This is a genomic window from Verticiella sediminum (genome assembly GCF_007558815.1).
GTDB classification, from domain to species: Bacteria; Pseudomonadota; Gammaproteobacteria; order Burkholderiales; family Burkholderiaceae_B; genus Verticiella; species Verticiella sediminum.
Window position 1 is genome coordinate 1 of record NZ_VLTJ01000003.1, and the last position, 22,299, is coordinate 22,299.

The following is a 22,299-nucleotide window of genomic DNA, read 5'->3' on the forward strand; positions in this document are numbered from 1 at the left end:
CGACCGGGCGCACGCTGCGCCCGGCGCAAGGCTCAGCAGCAGTTGCAGCCCACGTGGCGCATGCGGGGATATCCTCCGCCGGCCGGCTGCGTGCGCGGTGCGGGGCCCGCACCGGCACTGCGCAGCAGCACCGGCAGGCTGCGCTGTCTCGGGGCCGGCTCGCCGCAGCCGGCGCAGGCGGCCGGCTGATCGAACTCGCTCACGGGCCGGCGCGCCGTGAACGTGCCGCATTGCGGGCAGAGGTATTCGTAGATCGGCATGGCGCCGGACTCACCAGCCGCCCGATTCGCCGCGCGGCACATACAGGCCCTGGCCCGGGCCGCCCAGCCAGGCCTCGCCGTCGACGATCCGGTTGCCGCGCAGGTAGACCTGGCGCACCTTGCCGGTGACTTCCCGCCCCTCGAACAGCGTGAAATCGCAGTTGCCGTGCTGCGTCTGCGCCGAGATCACGTGGTTTTCGCCCGGATCGAAAAGCACCAGATCGGCATCGCTGCCGATCGCGATCGCCCCCTTGCGCGGGTACAGGCCGAAGAGCTTGGCCGGCGCGGTCGACGTCAGCTCGACCATGCGCTGCAGCGAAATCCGCCCGGTGCGCACGCCACCGTCGTGGATCGTCGCCAGGCGGGTCTCCACCCCCGGCACCCCGTTGGGAATCTTCGAGAAATCGTCGCGCCCATAGGGCTTCTGCCTGACCCGGCCCAGGTGGCCCTCCTTCATGCAGAAGGGGCAGTGGTCGGTCGACACCAGTTGCAGGTCGTCCGTGCGCAGCGCGGTCCACAGCGCATCCTGCGCCTGCTTGGAGCGCAGCGGCGGGCTCATCACGTAGCGCGCCAGGTCGAAATCCTCGCTGTCGTAGACGCTGTCGTCGAAGAAGAGGTAGTGCGGGCAGGTCTCCGCGAACACCGGCACGCCCAGGTCGCGCGCCTCCACGACGTGCTTGAGCGCTTCCTGCGCCGACAGGTGCACGAAATAGACCGGCGCCTGCGCAAGCTCCGCGAGCTTGATGCCGCGGTGGGTCGCCTCGCCCTCGAGAATGGCCGGGCGCGTGAGCGCATGGTACTTGGGCGCGGTGTGCCCCTGGGCCAGCGCCTCCTGGATCAGCAGCTCGATCACATTGCCGTTCTCGGCGTGCAGGCAGACCATGCCGCCATGCTGGCCGACCATGCGCATGGCCTGGAAGATCGCCGCATCGTCCACCATTACCGAGCCGGGGTAGGCCATGAACATCTTGAAGCTGGAGATACCCTCGTGCCGGATGGCGTCGCGCATGTCGGCGAGCGCCTGGGCATCGACCCGGGTGACGATGACGTGAAAGCCGTAGTCGACGCAGGCCCCGTCGCGCCCCTTCTCCTGTGCCCGCGCGATGGCCTCGGGCAAGGGCACATCCTGGCGCTGGAAAGCGAAGTCGACCACGGTGGTGGTCCCGCCGAACGCGGCCGAGCGCGTGCCGGATTCGAAACTGTCGCAGGTCGTCGAATCGCCGAAGGTGTTGTCCAGGTGCGTGTGGCAATCCACGCCGCCGGGCAGCACGAGCAGGCCCGCCGCGTCGATGACTTCGGTGTCGTCCGCGGCGGGCAAGGACTGGCCGATCGCGACGATGCGGCCGCGTTCGATCAGGATGTCGGCCACGTAGTCGTCGATCGCCGTGACGATGCGGCCGTTGCGAATGATCTTTCTATCCATGGATGGCTCCTGAAGATGCTCCGTTCAGCCGGTCAGCCCGGCCTGTGCCAGCAAACGCTCGAGTTCGCGCACCTCGCCCGACGGCGGCGGGCTCATCGGCAGGCGCATGCAATCGCTCGGGATCCTGCCCAGCAGCTTCAGGCAGGTCTTCAGGCGCGCCGTCGCGCGCCCGCCGGGCGCCGTCCCATAGATGGCCTTGGCCAGCGGATACAGACGATCGTTGATCTCGCGCGCGCGCGGCAGATCGTTGGCGCGCACGGCCTGGTCGAGCTCGACGACCAGTTCGGGCGCGATCGCCGCAAGGCTCACCAGGCTGCCGTCGCTGCCGACGACGAAGCAGGTGAGCAAGTGCTCGTCGCCGGAAGCCATCATGGCGACGTGCGGCGCCACGCGGCGCAGCATGCGCCAGTTCGCCTCGTAGGCGGCGGCTTCCCAGCTACCTTCCTTCACCCCGACCACGTCGGGCAGTTGCGCCAGCGCCGAGAGCACCTGCGGGGTATAGGCCATGGTGCCCGCGCCCACGCCGGCCTGATACAGCATCATCGGCATGCGCGCACGGGCGTTGGCCACCGTGTGGTGCGTGATCGCCATCTGCTCGTCCTGCGACAGAGCCCAGGAGAACGGGGGGAAGACGAGAATCGCGTCGGCGCCGGCCTGCCTGGCATCGTCCACGTGCGCCTGCGCTTCCAGGCTGCCCTCCGCGTTCACACCGCTCACGATGACCCCGCGATCGGCGCACACCTCGCGGGCGATGGCCGTCACCCGGCGTTTTTCCTCGCGCGACAGGGTGAAGTTCTCGCCGGCATGGCCGTTGACCAGCAGGCCGTGCATGCCGGGCGCCTTCATGCAGGCATCCAGATGGTCCGCCAAGGCGGCCTCGTCCAGCATGCCGTCGTCCTGCAGCGGGCAGAGCGTGGCGGCGTAGATGCCATGAAAGGGATGGGGGCGATTCGGAATCATGATGAGCAACCAGGGACTCAGGCGTTGGGCATGGGCAGGCCGACGAGCCGTGCCGGATCGAACAAGGGCAGATCGGGGTCTTGCCCGAGAATATGTTGGGCCAATATGCGGCCCATGAACGGGCCGCTGGTATAGCCGGAGTGCGCGCTGCCGACGACCCAGGCGTTGGCCACGCCCGGTACGTCGCCGATGATGGGCATGGCATCGGCCGTCTCGGCCTCCAGGCCGAGCCAGATGCGCGCCACCCGCGCCTCGGCCAGGGCCGGCACGGCGTAGGCGGCCAGCCGCACGTTGCCCACGAGGTTGGCCGTGCGCGCCTGTACGCCGCCGCGCTCGCGGTCGCCCTCGCCCTGCCAGCCGCCGCCGATCAGCACGGTGCCGTTGGCGAACTGCTTGAGCGAGAGCAGGCCGTTGGCCACGCTCAACACGGTGCGCATCGCCGGGCGCAGCCTCTCGGTAACGATGAGCTGGTTCACCAGCACCTTGATCGGGATGTGCACGCCCAGCATGGCGAGCATGTCCTCGATCCATACGCCGCCGGCCAGTACCAGCCGGCGGGCGCGCAGGGGGCCGTCAGCCAGGTTCGGCCCGCGCAGGACGTGGCCCTGGTCGCCGGAGTCGATGGCGGTGACCGGCGTGTCCTCAAGCACGGTGACGCCGGCATTGTCGAGCGCATGGCGAAAAGCCCGCCCCGTGAGATAGGCGCTGGCGTAGCCGTCGATCTCGCAATAGCCGGCCTTGAGCAGGGCCGGGTTCAGCCCGGGCTCGATCTCGCGCGCCCGGGCCGCGGTGATCACCTCGATCGGCGCGCCGAACTCGCGCCGGGCGCGGGCCCGCAGTTCCACCAGTTCGGCCTCGGCTTCGGTGAAGGCGAGCGTGAGCCCGGGCACGTGCGTGGCGTCGACGCCCCTGCCCAGCCAGCGCTCGGCCTGCATCCACATCTCCCAGGCGCGCATCGCATAGGGAATCAAGGCCGCGCGCGTCATGTGCAGGGTCAGCGTACCGGCGTTCACGCCGGATGCCTCGCGGCAGATCGGGCCGCGGTCGATGAGCAGCACGCGCATGCCGCCTTGCGCCAGGTGCAGCGCGCTCGAGCACCCCATCACGCCGGCGCCGAGGACAACGGCGTCCCACTCGGTCGAAGGGTTCATGGCTGCCTTCACAGCGGTGCCGCCTTCGGAATGGGAATGTCGGCATAGGTGTAGTCTCCCGCCATCGCCGAGAGCGACACCGGGCGCAGCGGCGCGCGCCCGCGGAAGTAGCCGACGTCCTCGCGCCGGCCGACCTGCGCGGCGACCAGTTGCGCCGCGACGTCGCCGCAGGTACGGCCCTGGCATGGCCCCATGCCGCAACGTGTCCAGGCCTTGACCTGGTTCATGGTGCATGCCCCTTCGCGCACGGCCGCATCGATGTCGGCCCGGCACACGTCCTCGCAGCGGCACACGACCGTCTGGGCATCGATGCTCTCGACCGCGCCCGGCTTGAGCGCCATCAGCCCGGCCATCGCCCGGCCAAAACGCGCCGCCTTGCGCCACTGTGCCTGCAGTTGGCCGCGCGCAGCCCAATACGCCGGCGCATCGAGCGCGCCCAGATCATGGACGCAGGCCAGCGCCGCCAGTTCGCCATGCCATCCGGCAGCCGCCGCGCCGGCGATGCCCGCGCCGTCGCCGGCGACGTACAGGCCCGGCAGGCTGCTGCGGCCGTCGGCATCGGTGCGGGCGATCCAGCCGCCCAGCTCGGGACGGTAGTCGTGTTCGGCCCGCAGCAGGCGGGTGACGTCGGTGCTCGGGCTCAGCCCGTTGCCGATGGCCACGGCCGAGGTGCTGAGCATGCGCGTCGCCTCGCCTTGGGCGCGGCCCAGCGCATCGACGGCGCCGATGTGCACCTCGAGCGCGTCGGCGCGGGCGTCGATACGGCGGATCGCATGGCGACGGTGCACCGGGACCCGCGCGCGCCGCAGTTGCGATTGCCAGCGCAACCCCTGGCGCACCAGGTCGGGCCTGCCGACGAGCGCCGGCGCCGTGCGCAGCCAGTCCCAGCGGCTGGCCAGGTCGATCACGGCCTGCACCTGGCCCCCGGCATCGAGGATGGCGGCGGCCACCGCCAATAGCAGCGGGCCGTTGCCCGCCACCACCGTGCGTTCGCCCGGCACCATCCCCTGCGACTTCAGCAGGATGGTTGCGCCGGCCAGGCCGATCACGCCGGGCAATGTCCAGCCGGGAAAGGGCACGACGCGTTCGGTCGTTCCCGTGGCCACGAGCAGCGCACGCGGCGCCAGGCTCACCAGGCCCTGCGGCCCGACCAGGTCGGTGCGCAGATCGGTACCCACATTCCAGACCTTGTGATCGAACCGACAGACTACGCCCTGCGCGCGCAATTCCGCGCGCAGGGCGTCGCCGGCAGCCGCGTCCGGATTCATCCCGGGGCCGCGCAGCTCGAAACCCGGCGGACGGGCGCGCCAGACCTGGCCGCCCGCGTCGGCGTTCTCGTCGACCAGGACCACCGCCAGGCCGCAGGCCTGCGCGCGCAGCGCGGCGCGGCTGCCCGCCGGGCCTGCGCCGAGGATGAGGAGATCGGGAGCGAGCGTCATGTGCGCGCTTCCCGGGCGGGCAGCGTTTCGACGCGCAAGCCTTCGCGTACCGCAACCTGGCACGCGGGCATGCGCTGGTTTTCGACCCAGACCACGCACTCCTGGCAGGAGCCCATGAAGCAGAACGCGCCGCGCGGCGCGCCCTGCACGGGGCTCGTGCGCAGCGCACGGCGGCCTGCCGCGAGCAAGGCCGCGGCCACGCTCTCGCCGGCATGGGCGGTGACTTCCTGGCCGTCCAGGAGGAATCGCACGGCGGGGCCGCGTTCGTACTTGCTGCTGCGCACGGCGCGTGGCGCGGCGCTGGATAACGGACTCATGGGGGCTCCACTGACGAACCGCGGGGTGCGGACTCAGGGTAAACGCTGACTGATATTGAACCTTGAATCCAAATTGTATACCTTTCGTATTTGAACAGTATATATTTTCAATGCAATGGTCGAAACTGGCATCCATCTTGCCTACGACGAACGCAGCTCCGCCTCGCCGGATCACCTTCACTGACCTCTCACACCGGAGTCCCGCCATGTCCCAGTTCGTTTCCGCCTGCCGGCGCCGCCTGCTGCTCGCAGCGGCCGCCGTCGCCAGCGTCAGCCTGTTCGCCCTGCAGCCGGCGCAGGCGCGTTCACTCGAGGAAATCCAGGCCAGCAACAAGATCGTGTTCGGGGTCAACCCGACCATGCCCCCGCTCGGCCTTTTCAACGACAAGAACCAGATCGACGGCTTCGATGTCGACGTCGCGCGCAAGATCGGCGAGATGCTGGGCGTGCAGACCGAGATCGTCCATGTCGGTTCGCCCGATCGCATCCCCTTCGTGAGCAGCGGCCGCATCGACGCGGTGCTGGGCGCGATGACGATCACGCCCGAACGCGCGAAAGTGATCGACTTCACCGTGCCGGTGCACACCGAAGTGCTGGGCGTGCTCACGACCGCGGCCAAGCCCTACCAGAACTGGACCGACCTGAACGATTCCTCGGTCCGCCTGGTCGAGGTCCGGGGCGCGACGCCGGTGAAATTCGTGCAGGAGAACCTGCCCAAGGCGCAGTTGCTGCTGCTCGACAACTACCCCGATGCCGTGCGCGCGATCGCCCAGGGCCGCGCCGACGCCATGATCGACGTGATGGACTTCATGACCGAGCACACCAGCAAGCACCGGGTCGACTGGCGCATCGTCCAGGCCCCGATCGACGTGTACTTCTGCGCGATCGGCGTCCAGCAAGGCAACGACGCCCTGCGCACCCGCCTGAACGAGATCATCAAGGAGCTGCACGCCAACGGCTACATCGATGAACGCTGGGAAAAATGGTTCGGCGGCCCGATGCTGCACGATCCGCGCTCAGGCCCGACCTACCAGTAAGCCCCCCGCGCCCGGCTGCCCGCCGCGCGGCCGCGGCCGGCAGCCTCTTCCTGAAGCCTGCTTATGTCATTCGATTTCGCGCCAGTGCTCGAGCGCCTGCCCTACCTGATGGCCGGCGCCTGGATCAGCCTGCAACTGGCATTCTTTTCGTTCGCGCTCGGCATGGTCATCGGCGTGGCCGGGGCCGGCATACGGGCCTTCGGGCCGCGGCCGCTCAGCCGCCTGGTGAATGCCTACGTGGTGTTCTTCACCAACACGCCCCAGCTCATCCAGATCTTCTTCATCTTCTTCGCGCTGCCGGAATTCGGCATCCTGGTCTCGCCGTACATGGCCGTGCTCATCGGCATGACGCTCAATGCCGGTGCGTACCTCACCGAAATACAGCGCGCTGGCTTCAATTCGGTGCACCGGCAGGAGCTGGAAGCCGCGGAAACGCTGGGCTTCTCGCGCGTGCAGACCATACGCCTGGTGATCCTGCCCCACATCATGCGCGTGCTGTTTCCGCCGCTCTCGAACCAGTACATCATCATGGTGCTGGGCACCTCGATGGCCGCGGTCTTCGGCGTCGAGGAACTGACGGGCCGCGCCTTCAACATCAACTCGGAGACCTTCCGCTCGATCGAGGTGTTCTCCACGGCCGCCGTGCTCTACATCGTCGTCACCCTGTTCGCCACCTTGTCGCTGGCCTACGTGGGCCGGCGCTTCTTTCGCGCGCGCATGAGGTGGTTCTGATGCTCGCGCAACTCATCGATGAAATCCCGCGGTTCTTCAGCCTCTACAACGTCATCTTCCTGCTCCAGGCGCTGGGCATCACGTTCGCCCTCTCCGCCCTGGGTTGCGGCGTGGGCTTCGTGCTGGGTTTCGCCATCGCGGCCGTGCGGCTCACCAGCGCGCGCTGGCTGGCCCCGGTGCGCTTTGCGATCACGCTCGCGACCGAGACCTTCCGGCGCGTCCCGTTCCTCGTCACGCTGATGCTCGTGTTCTTCGTCTTCCAGGCTCTGATGCCGGGGATCAGCACGTTCACCATCGCCGCCGTCAGCGTGTGCCTGATCGCCACGGCCTACATCGCGGAAATCGTGCGCAGCGGCCTGGAGTCGGTGCATCGCACGCAATGGGATGCCGCGCTCACCATGAACCTGAGCTATTGGCAGACGCTGCGCATGGTGATCGTGCCGCAGGCCTGGCGCATCATCCTGCCGCCGGTGTTCGGCTTCTTCGTGATGTTCATCAAGGACACCGCGCTGGCATCGCAGATCGGCGTGATGGAGCTGGCCTTCGCCGGCAAGACGATGGCCAACAAGGGATTTTCGGCCACCCTGGTCTATCTCACCGTCATGGTCATGTACTTCCTGCTTTCCTATCCTCTCGCCCGCTTCGGCAAACACCTGGAGGCCCGCCTTGCCCCAACTCGAAATCCATGACCTGAAGGCCAACTACGGCACGCATACCGTCCTCGAGCGCATCAACCTCGACGTCGAGAAAGGCGAGATCATCAGCCTGATCGGCCCGTCGGGATCGGGCAAGAGCACGCTGCTGCGCGTGCTGATGGGGCTGCTGCCGCCGATCTCGGGCGGGGTCCGCGTCGACGGCCGCAGCCTGGACTACGCCAATCCGGCCCAACTGCGCGAGATCCGCGCCAGCATGGCGATCGTCTTCCAGCAGTACAACCTGTTCCAGAACATGAGCGTGCTCGAGAACGTCTGTGTCGCTCCCGTCAAAGTGCAGCGGCGCGCGCGCAAGGAAGTCGAGGAGCTGGCGGTGCGCCTGCTCACCAAGGTCGGCATGGGCAACAAGCTCGATGCCTACCCCGACCAGCTTTCGGGCGGCCAGCAGCAGCGCGTGGCGATCGCCCGGGCGCTCGCGCTGCAACCCTCGATCATGCTGCTCGACGAGGTGACCGCGGCGCTCGACCCGGAGCTGGTGAACGAGGTGCTGGACACGGTGCGCATGCTGGCCGCCGACGGCATGACCTTGTTCATCGTGTCGCACGAAATGGGCTTCGTACGCGAAGTCTCGAGCAAGGTGGTGTTCATGGACGGCGGCCACATCGTCGAATCAGGCACGCCGCGCGAGCTGTTCGACAACCCGCAGCACGCCAGGACCCGGGAGTTCGTCGGCAAGATCCTGCGCCACTGACTCCACCGCCCCGGGGGCCGCGGCTCAGGGCTCCACGGCGCTCACCAGGCCATGGCTCAGGCGCGACAGTGTGTAGCGCCCCAGACGGCGCAGATGCGCCGTCACGGCGGCTTCGGCGGCCTGCGCATCGCCGTTCAGATAGGCCGCGAGGATGGCCAGGTGCTCTTCCCGATCCTCCTCGATGCGCTGGAACGGGTCGACCACCTCGAACAGCCGGCACAGCACGCGCAGGTGGGCGATGGTGTCCGCCAGCATCTCGTTGCCCGAGGCGCGTGCGAACACGCTGTGGATCTGATCGTCCGCCTGCCAGTGGCTCGCGCTCTGCTGCGCCGAGTCCAGCCCCTCGATGTGCCTGCGCAGCGCCTCGATCTGTGCTTCGGGCACGCGCCCCATGGCCAGGCCGATCGCCTGGGACTCGAGGCGCTCGCGCACCTGCAGGCACTGGAAATAGTGCGCAGCGGTGATCCTGCGCACCGCGTACGAGCGCGCATTGGCGCGCACGAGCAGGCCTTCGCCTTCGAGCCGCAGCATGGCTTCGCGCAGCGGGGTTCGCGACATCTGCAGGCGCTCGGCCATGCGGCCCTCGACCAGCACCTCGCCGCCGCTCAGCTCGCGCTCGAGAATGAACCGGCGCAGCATGGTGTAGGCGCGGTCGGTCAGGTTGGCGGGAGCGTCCGTTGCCGCGGCCGGCGCGTCGGTTGCGGCAGTTGCCGCAGGACGCGAACTCGCGCGGGCAGCCTTTTTTGCAGGCTTGGCTCTGCCGGTCGTCTTGCGTGATGTACTCATTGTCTACGAATTGTCCAATTTCCGTATTCCATAGCATTGCCCCGGAATTGGCAACAGGCGCGCAGGCCGCCCGCGCCCGCGGTCAGCGCGCGGGCGGCGCGTTCAGGCGGCCGGCGCTTTCGAACAGCGCCGTCATCAGGGCATGCGCCGGATGGTCGGCGTCGGCCCGGCCCAGGACCACGAACTCGATGTCGCCCAGCGGCGGCAGCCCCGCCGCGGGCGGCACCACCGAGAGCCCGGCCGGCAGCAGGCGGCGCGAATGCGGCACGAACCCCAGGCCGGCCAGGGCGGCCGCGCGCAGCCCGCTCAGACTGCTGCTGGTGCACACGATCTTCCAGGCGCGCCCCGCGGCCTCCAGCGCATCCAGCGCCTGCGCCCGCGTGATGCTGGGCGGCGGGTACATGATGAGCGGCACGGGCTGGTCCGGATCGGGCCGCACGTCGGCCGGCCCGACCCAGGCCAGTTCTTCGCGCCAGACCCGTTGGCCGCGCGGGTCGTCCCGGCCCTTCTTGGCGAAGATCACGTCCAGCGCCCCGGCATCGAACTGTTCGCGCAGCAGGCCGCTCAGGCCGATCACCAGTGCCAGCTCGACCTCGGCGTGGCGCGCGCGAAAATCCGCCAGCACGGCCGAGAGGCCGGATAGCGCGAAATCCTCGGAGATGCCCAGCCGCACCAGGCCGCGCAGCGTGCGGCCGGCAAAGGCGCTCTTGAGCCGCGCGCTGGCCGTGAGCACCTCGCGCGCGAACGGGATCAGCGTCGCGCCCTGGACGGTCAGCGCGACCGAATGCGTATCGCGCATGAAGAGCCGGCAATCGAGCTGCGCCTCCAGCCGCGACACCTGCTGGCTGACGGTGGACTGGCGCGTGCCCAGGCGGCGCGCCGCCGCGGTGAAGCTGCGGCTGTCGGCGACAGCCAGGAACGTCTGCAGCAGTTCCGGGTCGGGCAGGCGATCTGTCTTATCCATTTTCGTGATAACAGAAAACACGGTGATAGGGATTCCAAATCATAACCCGCGGTGCTAAGGTCTCGGCTTTGCCTTTGGGGGCGCATCGCCCCATCCTCCGGGATCGCCGCCATGCAAGCCCTGCTCAAGAAACTCCGGATCGACCCTTATCTCCTGCTGCTGGCGGGCACCGTCGCGCTGGCCGCGGTGTTGCCCGTGCAGGGCCGGGCCGCCGAGGTCTTCGGCTACGTCACCTACGCGGCAATCGCCCTGCTCTTCTTCCTGTACGGCGCCAAGCTGTCGCTGCAGTCGATCGGCCAGGGCCTGCTGCATTGGCGGCTGCAGGGCCTCGTGTTCCTCTTCACCTACGCGGTCTTCCCGCTGCTGGGCCTGGGCATCGCCTTTCTCGGGCGCGGCCACGTCGCGGACGAGCTGCTCACCGGCCTCGTCTACGTCTCGCTGCTGCCCTCGACCGTGCAATCCTCGATCGCCTTCACCTCGATCGCGCGCGGCAACGTCCCGGGCGCGCTGACCAGCGCCAGCGTGTCGAACCTGGTGGGCGTGGTCATCACCCCGCTGCTCGTCGCCGCGGTCCTGGGCGCGCATACCGGCGGCTTCAACCTGCAATCGCTCGTCGACATCGCCGTCCAGCTACTGCTGCCCTTCGCCGTCGGCCAACTGTGCCGCCGCTGGCTCGCCCCTGTGCTCAAGGCCCATCCCAGGCTCACCCTGTCGGTGGACCGCGGCGCCATCCTGCTCGTCGTGTACTCGGCCTTCAGCGCCGGCATGGTCGCGGGCATCTGGTCCAGCGTGCGCCCGGCCGACCTCGCCTGGGTGATCGGCTTGTGCGTGCTGCTGCTGGCCATCGTGCTCTGGCTGACCACCTTCCTCGGCCGCCACCTGGGGTTCAATCGGGCCGATCGCATCACGCTCGCCTTCTGCGGCTCCAAGAAGAGCATGGCCACCGGCATCCCGATGGCCGGCATCCTCTTTGCCGGCCCCGCCGTCCCCCTGATCGTGCTGCCGCTGATGCTGTTCCACCAGATCCAGCTCTTTGCCTGCGCCTTCCTGGCCCAGCGCTGGGCGCGCGAAGCCGATCTGGCCGAGGCCCGCGAGGCCGCCGACGGCGCACCGGCGGCGCGCTCGCCGGCCGCCTGAGCGCCGGCGGCCGTAACGGCCTGTTCAGGCCTGGGTTTCGCGCCGCAGGAGTTCGCGCTTGCGCTCCACGCCCCAGCGGTAGCCCGAGATGTCGCCATCGCGCCGCACCACCCGGTGGCACGGGATGGCCACGGCGATGCGGTTGGCGGCGCAGGCCTGGGCGACGGCACGCACTGCCTTGGGCGCGCCGATACGCTCGGCGATCTCGGCATAGCTCGCCCTGGCTCCCAGGGGAATCTCGCGCAGCGCCTGCCAGACCCGCTGCTGGAAAGCGGTACCGCGCACGTCCAGCGGCAGGTTCAGCCCGACGGCGGGCGCTTCGACGAAGCCCACCACTTCGGCCACCAATCGCTCGAACCCGCCGTCGCCGCCGATCAGCTCGGCCTTGGGGAACTGATCCTGCAGCTCGCGCACCAGGCGGTCCGGATCGTCGCCGAGCAGGATGGCGCAGATGCCGCGCTGGCTTTGCGCAACCAGGATCGCACCCAGCGAGCATTGGCCGACGGCAAACCGGATCACGGCGCCGACTCCACCGGCGCGATACTCGCTGGCGCGCATGCCCAACAGCCGTTCGGAGGTCTCGTAGAAGCGGCTGCTGGCGTTGAAGCCCGCGTCGTAGATGGCGTCGGTCACGGAGCCGCCAGCGGCGTTCAGCTCCTCGCGCAGCTTGCGCGCGCGGTATGCGGTGGCGTAGGCCTTGGGCGTGAGCCCGGTTTCGCTCTTGAAGACCCGATGAAAGTGAAAGGGGCTCATGCCGGCCCGGGCAGCCAGCGCGTCGAGATCGGGCCGTGTTTCCGACGCTTCGATCTGGCGGCAGGCCTGCGCCACCAATGCCGCGCGCCCAGCCGCGGCCGCGGTGCGATCGCCGTGCGCGCGACGGCTGGGGCGATAGCCGGCCGCTTCCGCCGCGGCGGCGGAACCGAAGAACTCCACGTTCTCCCGCCTGGGCAGGCGAGCCGAAGCGCTGGGGCGGCAATACACGCCCGTGGTTCGCACCGCGTAGACGAAATGCCCGTCGGCCCCCGCGTCCCGGGCCTGCACGGCCTGCCAGCGGGCGTCGTCCCCGTCGTACGCCTGCGTTGTGGTGGTGTGGGATTTCATGATGTCGTCGTCCCGACGTTTGTCGACGGGACCAGCTTAGGCATGATTTCAACCGCAAGAACCCCGTTTCTTGCGGTTGAATTCTATCCGCACGACGTGGGCGCGTCCCGCCGCCCGCCCCCAGGCAAACCTGGCACCGTCAGCGCTGCTCCACGCTCACATCCGCCGCGACCTGCGCGACGGGCGCCTTGAAGCGGGACAGCCCGGCCGCGACTTCCGCCGCGATGTCGGCCCCGCTCACCGGCCACAGCTCGGTAGTGCCGAGCTTGGCCACGAAATCGGTCAGCCCGGGGCTCGTCAGTGCCTTGTGCAGGTCGGCTTCCAGCCTGCGGGCATGCTCGGCGGGCGTGCCGGCGCGCACCGCGAGCGCGGTCCACAGGGCGAAATCGAAATCGACGCCGGATTCGTGGATGGTGGGCACCCCGGGCAACAGGGGCAGGCGCTGCGGTGCGGCGACGGCCAGGGCACGCAGCTTGCCGGCGTTCTGCAGGGGCACGATCGGCGTGGTGTCCACCAGCGCCACGTCCAGCACGCCGCCCACCAGGTCGTTCAGTATCTGCGGGAAGCTCTTGTAGCTGATCTGCAGGAAGCGGCTGTCCAGGCGGCTGCCCAGCAGGGTGGCGCCGACGCGATACGACAGGCCCGACGTCCCCAGCGACACGGTGTCTCGCCCCGCGCGGACCGCCGCGGCGAGTTCGGCGAAGTTGCCGAACCGCGAATCGGGCCCGGTGACGAGGGTGGTCCAGGAGCGGAAGACGCCGGTCAAGGGCAGCAGGTCGGACGGCTGGTACGGCAGGTCGCTGCGCAGAAGCGGGTTGAACACCATGGGCTGGGGACCGATCAGCAGCATGGTGTAGCCGTCGGCGGGCGCGCTCAGCAGCGACTGCATGGCGATCAGGCCGTCCGCGCCGGGCCTGTTGTCGACCACCACCGGCTGGCCGATGATGGCGGACAGATGTTCGGCGATGGCGCGTCCGAGGGTATCCCCGCCGCCGCCCGTGCCCACCGGCAGGACCATGCGCACGGCGCGCGACGGGTAGTCGTTGGCCCGCACCGCAAGCGCGGGACACAGGGCTGAGGCGGCCAGCAGGAATTGCATCCGGCGGCGAGTGAGTCGGCCATGCATGTCTTTGTCTCCTTTTTTGTCATGTCGTTTTGGCAACGTGCGGGCGCGCTCCCGGGTGTCGGCCTTCGTCCCCCCGGCGACGAAGGCCCATGCGCGCTAAGGCCGGCCCGCGGCCACGGCCGGCGGCCCGGCACCCGCGTCCGGCGGACAGCGCACCAGCCGCAGCGCGGTGTAGGTCAGCACGGTCTCGCCGCGCTGGTTGAGCACGTCGATGCGCGAGCGCAGCAGCGCACGGCCCGGCTTGGACGTCGTCTTGCGTTCGATCGCTTCGCATTCGACGTGGATCGTGTCGCCCACCCGGCTCGGCGCCTTGACGACGAGGGTGGCTTCCAGGAAGGCCAGCCCGATGCCTTCCATGGTCGGCTTGGCGAGCCCTTCCGCGTAGGCGTACACCAGGGCGCCGGGCACCACGCGGCCGGCGATCGCGCCGTGTTCGCGGTCGCCCGGCTCAACGCTGGTGAACAGCCCCTCGGTCAGCCAGCTCGCGTTGACGAAGTTGACGAGGTCGGTCTCGGTCAGGGTGCGGCCGCGCGAGCGGTAGCGCAGCCCGGGGGCCAGATCGTCCCAGCGGAGCGCCCGGTCCATCATCTGCATGTCCATATGTCTGCCCTGTCTCCATCTGCGCCGCACCGGTGCAGCGTGGCCACGGGCCTGAGCGCAAGCCCCATTTTGTGGCGAGGAAGCTCCCTTCAGGCGGGAGCGACTCACAGGGATTCTGTCCACGCCCCGACCGGCACGCACCCCCCGTGGCGGGTGGTGGTGGTCGCTCGCGGCGCGGCCGGGCCGAACGCACCGTATCATGGTCCGATGACCTTCCAGCACACCAGCCCGGAGACATCCGAAAGGCCGGCTGCCGCGCTCGCGGACCCGCTGGCGTCCACGCGCTTCATCGCGCCGCGCCTGCCCGCCGGACTGATGCCGCGCGCGACACTGGTGGAGCGGCTCACGCAGGCCAGGCGCAAGCGCTGCGTGGTGCTCCAGGGGCCGCCCGGATGCGGCAAGACGTCGGCGCTGCTGGCGCTGCGCCGCGCGCTCATGACCCACGGCTTCGAGGTGGCGTGGCTCTCGCTGGCCGCGGATGACAACGACCTTGGCACCTTTCTGCAGGGGCTGCTGGCCAGCGTGGCGCAGGTCGATGCGGCGGTGGTGCGCAACGCCTGGCTGCTGGCCAGCGGCGGGCAGCGCGATGCCCAGGCGGCCGAGCACCTGGCCATCGTGCTGGCGCAGGATCTGGCCCGCCGCGAGGGCGAGCTGGTGCTGATGCTCGACGACGCGCACCAGCTCGCCGACGGCGCCGCGCTGCAGACGCTGCAATGGCTGCTCGACTACGCGCCACCCTCGTTCCATCTGGTGCTGGCCTCGCGCGAGGCGCCGCGCCACCCGCTGGGCACCGCCATCGCGCGGCTGCGGCAACTGCACGCGGTGGCGGACTTCCTGCCGGAGGACCTGCGCTTCACGGCCACCGAGTCGGCGCAGTTCCTGCGCGAGCGGGTCGCCGGCATCACGCACGAGGAGGCCATGCGCCTGCACGAACGCACCGACGGCTGGATCGCCGGCCTGCAGTTGCTGAGCGTGCACTTTCAGGACCAGGACGATTCGGCCCGGGAAATGCCGCTGAAGGATGCGGGCGGATTCGCAGCCTATTTCGAGCGCAACGTCTTGGCGAACATGTCCGCCGGCGAGCTGGATCTGCTCACCCGGGCTTCGGCCTGCCCCCGCTTTTGTGCCGACCTTTGCTACGTCCTTCTCGAGGCACGCGAGAGCGCCGCGCGGATTGAGCAGCGGCTCGGTGCGCTGGACCGCGCGCGGTTTTTCATCCATCACGAACAGGAGCCGGGCCAGGAAAGCTGGTGGCGCCTGCATCCCCTGCTGCGGGAAGTGCTCAACGGGCGGCTGCAGGCGCTGCCCGGGCACGAGCAGCGGCAGTTGCACCGACGGGCCTGGCGCTGGTTCGCCGGCCGTGGCAGCATGGCCGAGGCGGTGCGCCATGCCGTGCTCGCGGACGAGGGCGAGGCGGCGGCACACATGGTCGAATCCTGTGCCCGCCGGCTGTTGAGCCGGGGCGAGTTCACGCAGATGAGTTCGCTGCTGGCGCGCCTGCCGGCCGGGCTGGTCGAGCAGCGCATCGGCCTGCGGTTCGCCCGCGCGCACGTGCGCCTGAACTGGCGCGAACTGGACGCGCTCGTAGCCGATTTCGCCGTCTTGGCGGACGAGCCGCTCGATGTCCTGCAGCGCGCCGAACTCGATCTGCTGCGCTGCGCAGCCGCGCTGCACCGGGACGATGTCGACCTGGCGGCACGGCTGCTGGCCGGGCTGGACGAACTGCCGCCCGGGGCCGACGCGCTGCTGGAATCGACCCGGGCCAACCTGTCGGCCTGGGTGCATCTGGCGCGCGGCGAGTTCGCGCTCGCGCGCGAGGTGCTCGGCGGCCGGGATGCGCGGCAGGGCAGCGCCGTGGCGTCCCTGACCGGCCTGTGCCTGCTGGGCCTGTCGCACACCCTGGAAGGCCGCATGGTCGATGCGGAGCATCTCTACCGGCAGGTCCTGGAAGCAGCCGACGGCCACGGCGCCGGCGGGGTCCAGGTGTCCAACCTCGCCGCGGCGCTGCTGGGCGACGTGCTGTACGAGCTGGACGAACTCGAAGCGGCCTGCGCGCTGCTGGATGCGCGCATGGACCTGATCGAGCACACAGGCATGCCGGAAGCCATTCTGCGGGGGGCGATGTCCCTGGCCAGCGCGCACTGGCTGTGCGGGCGCCGCCTGGAGGCCCTGGCCCAGTTGGACCGGCTGGAGGACTACGCCACGCGGCACGGACTGGGACGCCTGCAGGCGCATGCGCTATGCCTGCGCGTACGCCTGCAGCAGCAGCGTGGCCAGATGCTGGCCGTCTCGGATGCCCTGTGCCGGCTGGACGAACTGGTCGGCCGGCAAGCGCAGGCGCAGGACTCCGTCTCGCAGGAAATCCGTCGCCTGGCCGAACAGGCGCAGATCGCCGTGCACCTGAACCGTGGCGAGTTCGAGGCGGCGGCCCAGGGCCTGCGCCGGTTGCTGGACCGGGTGCGGGCGGCGGGCCGCATGCGCCCCGCCGCGTCGCTGCTCGCGCAGCTAGCGCTGGTCGAACGCGCCCTGGGCCACGGCGAGGCGGCCGGGCCGATGCTGGTCGAAGCCCTGAGGCTGGCGCACCGGCTGGGGTTGCTGCGCATCGTGCTGGATACCTCGCGCCGGGTGCCGGGCGCGCTGCACGAATTGGTCGAATCGCGCACGCTCGACCCCGTGCTCGATCACTACGCGCGCCGCCTGCTGGCCGTAGCCGCCCGGCAGCGGGCGCTGCCGAGCGCCGATGCCGCGGCGCCGGCGCGCACGGCCCCGGCCGAACCGCTGAAGGAACGCGAGCGGGAAATCCTGGGCCTGCTGGCGCAGGCGCTGCCCAACAAGAAGATCGCGCGCATCCTCGGGCTATCGCCCGAGACGGTGAAATGGCACCTCAAGAACATCTATGCCAAGCTGGGCGTCACCGCGCGGGATGCGGCGGTCGCGCGCGCCCGCGACCTGGAACTGTGAGCACCGAGCCCCCGGGTTGCCTTGCCGTCTCGGGGGCGGGCCGGGCGTGGCCCTGGGGACGCTCAGAAGCCGCCGCGGCCGCCGCCGCAGATGAGCGTCTGCCCTGAGAGGTAATCCGACTCCGGCAAGCAGAACAGGTAGATCGCGCCGGCGGCTTCCTCGGGCGTGCCCAGCCGCCCCAGCGGGATGTCGCGGCCCGGCGCCAGCGCGCGCTCCGCAGGAATGCCGACGCGGATCTCGCGGCCCTGGATCTGCACCACGGCGCGCTCGCCCGCGGGTACGCGCTGCGTCAACCGCGTTTCGATCGCGCCGAAGGCGACGCAGTTCACGTTGACCTTCATCGGCCCCCATTCCTTGGCCAGGGCCTTGGTCAGCCCGATGACGCCGGCCTTCGCGGCTGAGTAGTTCGCCTGGCCCGCATTGCCGCCGGTGCCCGAGACCGAGGACACGTTGACCACCTTGCGGAACACCTCGCGCCCCTCGGCCGCTTCCGCGCGGCTGCGCTCGCGGAAATACGGCTGGGCCGCGCGCAGCAGCCGGAACGGCGCCGTCAGGTGGCAGGCCAGGATCGCCTCCCACTGTTCGTCGGACATCTTCTGGATCACGTTGTCCCAGGTGTAGCCGGCGTTGTTCACGATGACGTCCAGCGCACCGAAGTGCTCCAGCGCGGCGGCCACCGTGCGCGTGCCGAAATCCGGCGCGGCCGCGTCGCCCGCCAGGGCGAACGCCCGCCCGCCGGCCGCCTCGATCTGCGCGGCCACTTCGCGTGCCGGCGGCTCGTCCAGGTCGTTGACCAGCACGGCCGCGCCGGCGCCGGCCAGCTTCAACGCGACGGCGCGGCCGATGCCGCGGCCCGCGCCGGTCACAATCGCCACCTTCGCCTCCAGGGTTCCCTTCATCGTCGTCTGCTCCTTGTGCTCAATGCGCATCGGCGCGGCCATAGAGCGTGACTACGCAGGCGCCGCCCAGCCCCAGGTTGTGCTGCAGTGCGATCTGCGGCCGCTCGACCTGCCGCGCCTCGGCGGTGCCGCGCAACTGGTGCGTCAGCTCGTAGCACTGCGCCAAGCCGGTCGCGCCCAGCGGATGGCCCTTGGACAGCAGCCCGCCCGACGGATTGGTCACGCACTGCCCGCCGTAGGTGTTGTCGCCGTCCACCACGAAGCGCTCCGCCTCGCCTTCGGGGCACAGGCCGATGGCTTCGTAGGTCAGCAGTTCGTTGTGGGCGAAGCAGTCGTGCAGCTCGCACACGCGCACGTCGGCCGGGTCCACGCCCGCCTGCTCGTAGACGGCGCGCGCCGCCGCCCGCGACATGTGAAAACCGACGTAGCCGATCATCGACGGGGGATCGAAGGATTCCACCGGGTCCGTCGCCATCGCCTGCGCCAGCACCTGCACGTCGGTGCGCAGGCCATGCTGACGCGCGTAGCGTTCGGAGACCACGATCGCGGCCGCCGCCCCGCAGGTGGGCGGGCAGGCCATCAGGCGGGTCGCCACGCCGGGCCAGATCGGTTTGTCGTTCATCACGTCCTCGGTCGTCAGCACCTGCCGGAAGATGGCCAGCGGGTTGTTCGCCGCATGCCGGCTGGCCTTGGCCCGGATGGCGGCGAAGGTCTCCAGCCGGGTGCCGTACCTGCGCATGTGCTCGCGCCCGGCGCCGGCGAAACACCGCACCGCGCGCGGCACGCCCTCGGCGTCCGCGGTCAGCGTCTGCCAGACCGGATGAAAGCGGGTGCGCGTCTCGGGACGATCGTCCCAGTGCGAGCGCAGCGCCCCGGGCTGCATCTGCTCGAAGCCCACCGCCAGCGCGCAATCGACCTGGCCCAGCTCCACGGCGGTGCGCGCCAGGAGGAGCGCGCTCGAACCGGACGAGCAGTTGTTGTTGACGTTGAAAATGGGGATGCCGGTGCGCCCGACCTCGTACAGCACGGTCTGGCCGCAGGTGGAGTCGCCGTAGACATAGCCCGCATAGGCCGATTGCACCCTGGCGTAGTCCAGACCGGCATCGGCCAGCGCCAGGCGCACGGCCTGCGCGCCCATCTCCACGTAGGTGGGGCTGGCCCCGGGCTTGGTGAACGGGACCATGCCGACGCCGGCGATGAATGTCTTCTGGGTCATGGGATAGTTCTTCCTTGGTCACATACCGCGCCGCAGGCGTGCGGCGGGACTCAGGAAGCGATCTTGGGCGAAACGCCCGGCGCCGTCGCCACCCCCATCGGGGGGTCGAGCGCAGCGGTGCGCGCCAGGTAGGCATCGCGCAGCTCGCGCTTGAGCACCTTGCCGAGCGGGTTGCGCGGCAGGGCCGCCACCAGTTGCACGCCGGCAAGACGCTGGATCTTGCCCAGACGCTGGTTGCACCACTGCAGGATGGCCTGCGGGTCGGCGTCGCTGCCCGCGCGCCGCACCACGAAGCCCACCGGCGTCTCGCCCCAGCGTTCCGAGGGCACGCCGACGACCGCGGCCTCCAGCACCCCGGGATGCTGGCGCAACTGGGCCTCCAGATCGCTCGGGTACACGTTGAAGCCGTCGCTGATGATCATGTCCTTCTTGCGCTCGACCAGCACCAGGAAGCCATCCGGGTCGAAGTACCCGATGTCGCCGCTGCGCAGAAAGCGCCTGCCCTGCGCGTCGAACCAGTCCAGGTCCCGGCCGGCGGCGGCCTGCCCGTGGTAGCCGTCCATCATCACCTCGGAACGCCCGACGATCTCGCCGGCCTCACCCGCGGGCAGCTCGCGGCCGCCGTCGTCGATCACGCGGAACTCGCTGCCGCCGCTCGGGCGGCCGACGGTGTGCAGCTTGTCGGGGTAGCGGTGCGCTTCGAGCACGCAGCTACCGCCGCCCTCCGTCGTGCCATACAGCTCCATGAACCCGCCGGGCCAGCGCCGCACCGCCTCCCGCTTGAGTTCGGGCGGACACGGCGCGCCGGTGCAGATCTTCAACCGGAAGGCGGAGAGATCGAATGCCGCGAATTCCGGCTCGGCCAGGATGCGATGGTACTGCACCGGGACCAGCATGGTGTGGGTCGCCCGCTCACGCTGCGCGAGTTCGAGATACCCACGCACATCGAACTTGGGCATCAGCACCGCCGCGCCCCCGGCGGCGAGCGTGGCGAACAGGCCCACCAGCGTCGTGTTCGAATACAGCGGCGTGGCCAGCAGGGTTACCGCGTCGGGCCCGTAGCCGAAGGCCTTGCCGTGCTCGGCCTGCGCGGCGCGGCGCGCGTGCGTCTGCATGATGGCCTTGGGCGTGCCCGTGGTGCCGGACGAATAGATGATGTTGAACGGCCAGCGGGGGTCGATCCGCACGGGCTGCGGCTCGCGGGCCGCGGCGCCCGGCCAGGGCGCCAGTTCGCCCAGGTCGCCGTCGAGCATCACGCACAGCTCGCCCAGCCCCGCGTTGCGCACCAGCGGCGTCGTAGCTGCATCGGCGAAGACCAGGCTGGCCGGCGCGTTCTGCGCCATCGCGGCCAGCGACTCCGCCGTCACCGTCGTCGGCAGCGGCGCCACCGCCACGCCGATCCTGACCGCACCGAGGAACACCGCGACGTACTCGATCGACGTCGCGGCACACACCGCGACCACGTCTCCCATCCCCAGTCCTTGCCGCTGCAGGGCGGCCCCGACCCGGTCCGCCAGCGCATCCAGCTCGCCATAGCGGGTGCGCCGCTCGCCGCAGACCAGGGCTGTCGCCTGCGGCCGTTGCCGGGCCTGCTGCCGCACCCGATCGGGAACGCCGGGCAACGGCGCGGCGGGAGAGGACGAATCAATGCACATGAACGAAGCACCCAGGAGCAGCCGATCCACGTCGGCGATCCGCAGATGCTACGCGCCGGGTGTCATCGCGCACCCCCCATCGCGGGTGGTTGGGCGTCGTCTAATCAGCCGTGCAGCCGGCGCGCGATTTCCGCCACGTACCCCATCCAGCCGTGGGCGGCGCTAGAGGCCCCGCCCACCACCGCCTGCACGTCTACCCGGTCCGCGAGTCCGGGCCGGCCTCGCCCCGCGGGTCGTCGTCCCGGCGGGGGTAGTCCTGCGCGTAGCCGAGTATGCGCGACATCTGTTCTCCCGCCGCCATGAGGTCGGCGCGGATCGTCGCCAGGTTGCGGTGGATGACCGCGCTCACACCGGCGGCCACGACCGAAGCGGCCAGTTCCCCGTCGCGGTCGAACACCGGCGCGGCCACGCCCGTCGCCCCCTCCACCGACCCTTCGCTCATCACGAAGCCCTGCCGGCGGAACTCGGCCAGTCGCCGCGCCAGGCCGGTGCGCCCGGCCGAGGCGTCGTCCGCGGCACGGGGCGGCCCCGGCGGGTCGACGTGCAGACGACGTACGGCATCCGGGGCGAAGGCCAGCAGTGCGAGCCCGCCGGCGGTGGTCGGCAGCGGCCGGCGCGCGCCTATCCGCGCGCGAAAGCTGAGCCAGGAATCGGCTTCGACCACGTCCACGTACACCAGGTCGGTCCAGGCGTCGCCGGGCACGGCCAGCATCACCGTCTGCCCGCACTGGCGCTGCAGGCGCTCCAGCGTGGCATGCAGGCTCTCGGGAAAGCCGTTGGCCTTGCCGATGATGGCCGCCAACTGGTAGGCGCTGCGCCCCAGCCGGTAGCCACCCGCGGCGGACTCCACGTAGCCGCCGCTCTCCAGCGTGCGCAGCATCACCAACAGGGTGGTCTTGGGTATCCCGATGGTGTGGCTGAGTTCGGCCAGGGACAGGGCGTGCGCATGGCGCGCCAGGGTGGCCAGCAGATGCATCACCCGCAGCGGGGCGCGGGTGGTCAGCGCCGGATTCCCCCCGCCGGCGTCGTTCTCGATACCTTTGGACATAGTGGCCCCACCTTACCAGATTTCGACCTGCCGGACCGATATCGGTATGGTCTGCGTGCAAACCCCAGTTGTGCTCCCTCTTA

21 protein-coding genes are annotated in these 22,299 nt (G+C 70.1%); 6 read left to right on the plus strand and 15 right to left on the minus strand.

Annotated features, from left to right (window positions below; translation table 11 throughout):
• Positions 1 to 32 precede the first annotated feature (32 nt).
• Genes FOZ76_RS01375 through FOZ76_RS01400 form a run of 6 tightly spaced genes read right to left on the minus strand, consistent with a single transcriptional unit; the run spans position 33 to position 5,550 of the window.
• Positions 33 to 260 carry an FmdB family zinc ribbon protein gene (locus FOZ76_RS01375; RefSeq protein ID WP_143946333.1) on the minus strand — a complete coding sequence of 76 codons (228 nt, stop codon included), beginning with the start codon at positions 258 to 260 and terminating at the stop codon, positions 33 to 35.
• A gap of 10 nt (positions 261 to 270) precedes the next feature.
• Complete coding sequence (gene hydA, locus FOZ76_RS01380) at positions 271 to 1,683, minus strand: dihydropyrimidinase (protein ID WP_143946334.1); 1,413 nt, start codon at positions 1,681 to 1,683, stop codon at positions 271 to 273.
• 24 nt (positions 1,684 to 1,707) lie between these two features.
• A complete protein-coding gene (locus tag FOZ76_RS01385) occupies positions 1,708 to 2,643 on the minus strand; it encodes a dihydrodipicolinate synthase family protein (protein ID WP_143946335.1) in 936 nt (311 codons plus the stop codon).
• A gap of 17 nt (positions 2,644 to 2,660) precedes the next feature.
• Positions 2,661 to 3,794, minus strand: coding sequence for an NAD(P)/FAD-dependent oxidoreductase (locus tag FOZ76_RS01390; protein WP_143946336.1), 1,134 nt, complete (start codon positions 3,792 to 3,794; stop codon positions 2,661 to 2,663).
• Between the two features lie 8 nt (positions 3,795 to 3,802).
• A complete protein-coding gene (locus FOZ76_RS01395; RefSeq protein WP_143946337.1) occupies positions 3,803 to 5,233 on the minus strand; it encodes an FAD/NAD(P)-dependent oxidoreductase in 1,431 nt (476 codons plus the stop codon).
• Entirely contained in the window at positions 5,230 to 5,550 is a 321-nt protein-coding gene (locus FOZ76_RS01400) for a (2Fe-2S)-binding protein (protein ID WP_143946338.1), read from the minus strand. The genes FOZ76_RS01395 and FOZ76_RS01400 overlap by 4 nt, the downstream gene beginning before the upstream one ends.
• 206 nt (positions 5,551 to 5,756) lie before the next feature.
• On the opposite strand from FOZ76_RS01400, the gene FOZ76_RS01405 reads away from it, so the two are divergent.
• The 4 genes from FOZ76_RS01405 (at position 5,757) to FOZ76_RS01420 (ending at position 8,723) form a co-directional block, all read left to right on the plus strand.
• A complete protein-coding gene (locus FOZ76_RS01405; RefSeq protein WP_143946339.1) occupies positions 5,757 to 6,587 on the plus strand; it encodes a transporter substrate-binding domain-containing protein in 831 nt (276 codons plus the stop codon).
• A gap of 63 nt (positions 6,588 to 6,650) precedes the next feature.
• Positions 6,651 to 7,319: an amino acid ABC transporter permease gene (locus FOZ76_RS01410; RefSeq protein ID WP_143946340.1), complete on the plus strand. Its 669-nt coding sequence runs from the start codon at positions 6,651 to 6,653 to the stop codon at positions 7,317 to 7,319.
• Positions 7,319 to 8,008: an amino acid ABC transporter permease gene (locus FOZ76_RS01415; RefSeq protein WP_143946341.1), complete on the plus strand. Its 690-nt coding sequence runs from the start codon at positions 7,319 to 7,321 to the stop codon at positions 8,006 to 8,008. Before FOZ76_RS01410 ends, FOZ76_RS01415 begins: the two co-directional genes overlap by 1 nt.
• Positions 7,986 to 8,723: an amino acid ABC transporter ATP-binding protein gene (locus FOZ76_RS01420; RefSeq protein WP_143946342.1), complete on the plus strand. Its 738-nt coding sequence runs from the start codon at positions 7,986 to 7,988 to the stop codon at positions 8,721 to 8,723. Before FOZ76_RS01415 ends, FOZ76_RS01420 begins: the two co-directional genes overlap by 23 nt.
• A gap of 24 nt (positions 8,724 to 8,747) precedes the next feature.
• Here the strand turns inward: FOZ76_RS01420 and FOZ76_RS01425 are convergent, their stop codons facing one another.
• Positions 8,748 to 9,509, minus strand: a complete 762-nt coding sequence (locus FOZ76_RS01425; protein WP_143946343.1) for a GntR family transcriptional regulator — start codon at positions 9,507 to 9,509, stop codon at positions 8,748 to 8,750.
• Between the two features lie 82 nt (positions 9,510 to 9,591).
• Complete coding sequence (locus tag FOZ76_RS01430; protein WP_143946344.1) at positions 9,592 to 10,473, minus strand: LysR family transcriptional regulator; 882 nt, start codon at positions 10,471 to 10,473, stop codon at positions 9,592 to 9,594.
• Positions 10,474 to 10,584: 111 nt separating this feature from the next.
• Between FOZ76_RS01430 and FOZ76_RS01435 the strand changes: the two genes are divergently transcribed.
• Entirely contained in the window at positions 10,585 to 11,610 is a 1,026-nt protein-coding gene (locus tag FOZ76_RS01435; RefSeq protein WP_143946345.1) for a bile acid:sodium symporter family protein, read from the plus strand.
• Positions 11,611 to 11,634: 24 nt separating this feature from the next.
• Here FOZ76_RS01435 and ada read toward each other — a convergent pair whose 3' ends face one another.
• The 3 genes from ada to FOZ76_RS01450 all read right to left on the minus strand — a co-directional run bounded on the left by ada (position 11,635) and on the right by FOZ76_RS01450 (position 14,431).
• Entirely contained in the window at positions 11,635 to 12,711 is a 1,077-nt protein-coding gene (ada, locus tag FOZ76_RS01440; RefSeq protein ID WP_143946346.1) for a bifunctional DNA-binding transcriptional regulator/O6-methylguanine-DNA methyltransferase Ada, read from the minus strand.
• Between the two features lie 139 nt (positions 12,712 to 12,850).
• Positions 12,851 to 13,837: a tripartite tricarboxylate transporter substrate binding protein gene (locus FOZ76_RS01445; protein ID WP_143946347.1), complete on the minus strand. Its 987-nt coding sequence runs from the start codon at positions 13,835 to 13,837 to the stop codon at positions 12,851 to 12,853.
• A gap of 96 nt (positions 13,838 to 13,933) precedes the next feature.
• A complete protein-coding gene (locus tag FOZ76_RS01450; RefSeq protein WP_143946410.1) occupies positions 13,934 to 14,431 on the minus strand; it encodes a hotdog family protein in 498 nt (165 codons plus the stop codon).
• Positions 14,432 to 14,644: 213 nt separating this feature from the next.
• On the opposite strand from FOZ76_RS01450, the gene FOZ76_RS01455 reads away from it, so the two are divergent.
• Positions 14,645 to 17,398, plus strand: a complete 2,754-nt coding sequence (locus FOZ76_RS01455; protein WP_170235248.1) for a LuxR C-terminal-related transcriptional regulator — start codon at positions 14,645 to 14,647, stop codon at positions 17,396 to 17,398.
• A gap of 62 nt (positions 17,399 to 17,460) precedes the next feature.
• Here FOZ76_RS01455 and FOZ76_RS01460 read toward each other — a convergent pair whose 3' ends face one another.
• The 4 genes from FOZ76_RS01460 to FOZ76_RS01475 form a co-directional block, all read right to left on the minus strand.
• Complete coding sequence (locus tag FOZ76_RS01460) at positions 17,461 to 18,297, minus strand: SDR family NAD(P)-dependent oxidoreductase (protein WP_143946349.1); 837 nt, start codon at positions 18,295 to 18,297, stop codon at positions 17,461 to 17,463.
• 19 nt (positions 18,298 to 18,316) lie between these two features.
• A complete protein-coding gene (locus FOZ76_RS01465) occupies positions 18,317 to 19,513 on the minus strand; it encodes a lipid-transfer protein (protein ID WP_143946350.1) in 1,197 nt (398 codons plus the stop codon).
• 50 nt (positions 19,514 to 19,563) lie between these two features.
• Positions 19,564 to 21,168 (minus strand): class I adenylate-forming enzyme family protein, encoded by a 1,605-nt coding sequence (locus FOZ76_RS01470; protein WP_143946411.1) that lies wholly within the window; start codon positions 21,166 to 21,168, stop codon positions 19,564 to 19,566.
• 193 nt (positions 21,169 to 21,361) lie between these two features.
• The gene (locus tag FOZ76_RS01475; RefSeq protein WP_143946351.1) at positions 21,362 to 22,216 is read right to left on the minus strand and encodes an IclR family transcriptional regulator; all 855 of its coding nucleotides are present in this window, start codon (positions 22,214 to 22,216) and stop codon (positions 21,362 to 21,364) included.
• Positions 22,217 to 22,299: the final 83 nt, after the last annotated feature.

Excerpts from the sequence above, each read along its gene's own strand:
- FOZ76_RS01375 (WP_143946333.1), bottom strand. The coding sequence starts at position 260 with ATGCCGATCTACGAATACCTCTGCCCGCAATGCGGCACGTTCACGGCG.
- hydA (WP_143946334.1), bottom strand. The coding sequence starts at position 1,683 with ATGGATAGAAAGATCATTCGCAACGGCCGCATCGTCACGGCGATCGAC.
- FOZ76_RS01385 (WP_143946335.1), bottom strand. The coding sequence starts at position 2,643 with ATGATTCCGAATCGCCCCCATCCCTTTCATGGCATCTACGCCGCCACG.
- FOZ76_RS01390 (WP_143946336.1), bottom strand. The coding sequence starts at position 3,794 with ATGAACCCTTCGACCGAGTGGGACGCCGTTGTCCTCGGCGCCGGCGTG.
- FOZ76_RS01395 (WP_143946337.1), bottom strand. The coding sequence starts at position 5,233 with ATGACGCTCGCTCCCGATCTCCTCATCCTCGGCGCAGGCCCGGCGGGC.
- FOZ76_RS01400 (WP_143946338.1), bottom strand. The coding sequence starts at position 5,550 with ATGAGTCCGTTATCCAGCGCCGCGCCACGCGCCGTGCGCAGCAGCAAG.
- FOZ76_RS01405 (WP_143946339.1), top strand. The coding sequence starts at position 5,757 with ATGTCCCAGTTCGTTTCCGCCTGCCGGCGCCGCCTGCTGCTCGCAGCG.
- FOZ76_RS01410 (WP_143946340.1), top strand. The coding sequence starts at position 6,651 with ATGTCATTCGATTTCGCGCCAGTGCTCGAGCGCCTGCCCTACCTGATG.
- FOZ76_RS01415 (WP_143946341.1), top strand. The coding sequence starts at position 7,319 with ATGCTCGCGCAACTCATCGATGAAATCCCGCGGTTCTTCAGCCTCTAC.
- FOZ76_RS01425 (WP_143946343.1), bottom strand. The coding sequence starts at position 9,509 with ATGAGTACATCACGCAAGACGACCGGCAGAGCCAAGCCTGCAAAAAAG.
- FOZ76_RS01430 (WP_143946344.1), bottom strand. The coding sequence starts at position 10,473 with ATGGATAAGACAGATCGCCTGCCCGACCCGGAACTGCTGCAGACGTTC.
- FOZ76_RS01435 (WP_143946345.1), top strand. The coding sequence starts at position 10,585 with ATGCAAGCCCTGCTCAAGAAACTCCGGATCGACCCTTATCTCCTGCTG.
- ada (WP_143946346.1), bottom strand. The coding sequence starts at position 12,711 with ATGAAATCCCACACCACCACAACGCAGGCGTACGACGGGGACGACGCC.
- FOZ76_RS01445 (WP_143946347.1), bottom strand. The coding sequence starts at position 13,837 with ATGCATGGCCGACTCACTCGCCGCCGGATGCAATTCCTGCTGGCCGCC.
- FOZ76_RS01450 (WP_143946410.1), bottom strand. The coding sequence starts at position 14,431 with ATGCAGATGATGGACCGGGCGCTCCGCTGGGACGATCTGGCCCCCGGG.
- FOZ76_RS01455 (WP_170235248.1), top strand. The coding sequence starts at position 14,645 with ATGACCTTCCAGCACACCAGCCCGGAGACATCCGAAAGGCCGGCTGCC.
- FOZ76_RS01460 (WP_143946349.1), bottom strand. The coding sequence starts at position 18,297 with ATGAAGGGAACCCTGGAGGCGAAGGTGGCGATTGTGACCGGCGCGGGC.
- FOZ76_RS01465 (WP_143946350.1), bottom strand. The coding sequence starts at position 19,513 with ATGACCCAGAAGACATTCATCGCCGGCGTCGGCATGGTCCCGTTCACC.
- FOZ76_RS01470 (WP_143946411.1), bottom strand. The coding sequence starts at position 21,168 with ATGTGCATTGATTCGTCCTCTCCCGCCGCGCCGTTGCCCGGCGTTCCC.
- FOZ76_RS01475 (WP_143946351.1), bottom strand. The coding sequence starts at position 22,216 with ATGTCCAAAGGTATCGAGAACGACGCCGGCGGGGGGAATCCGGCGCTG.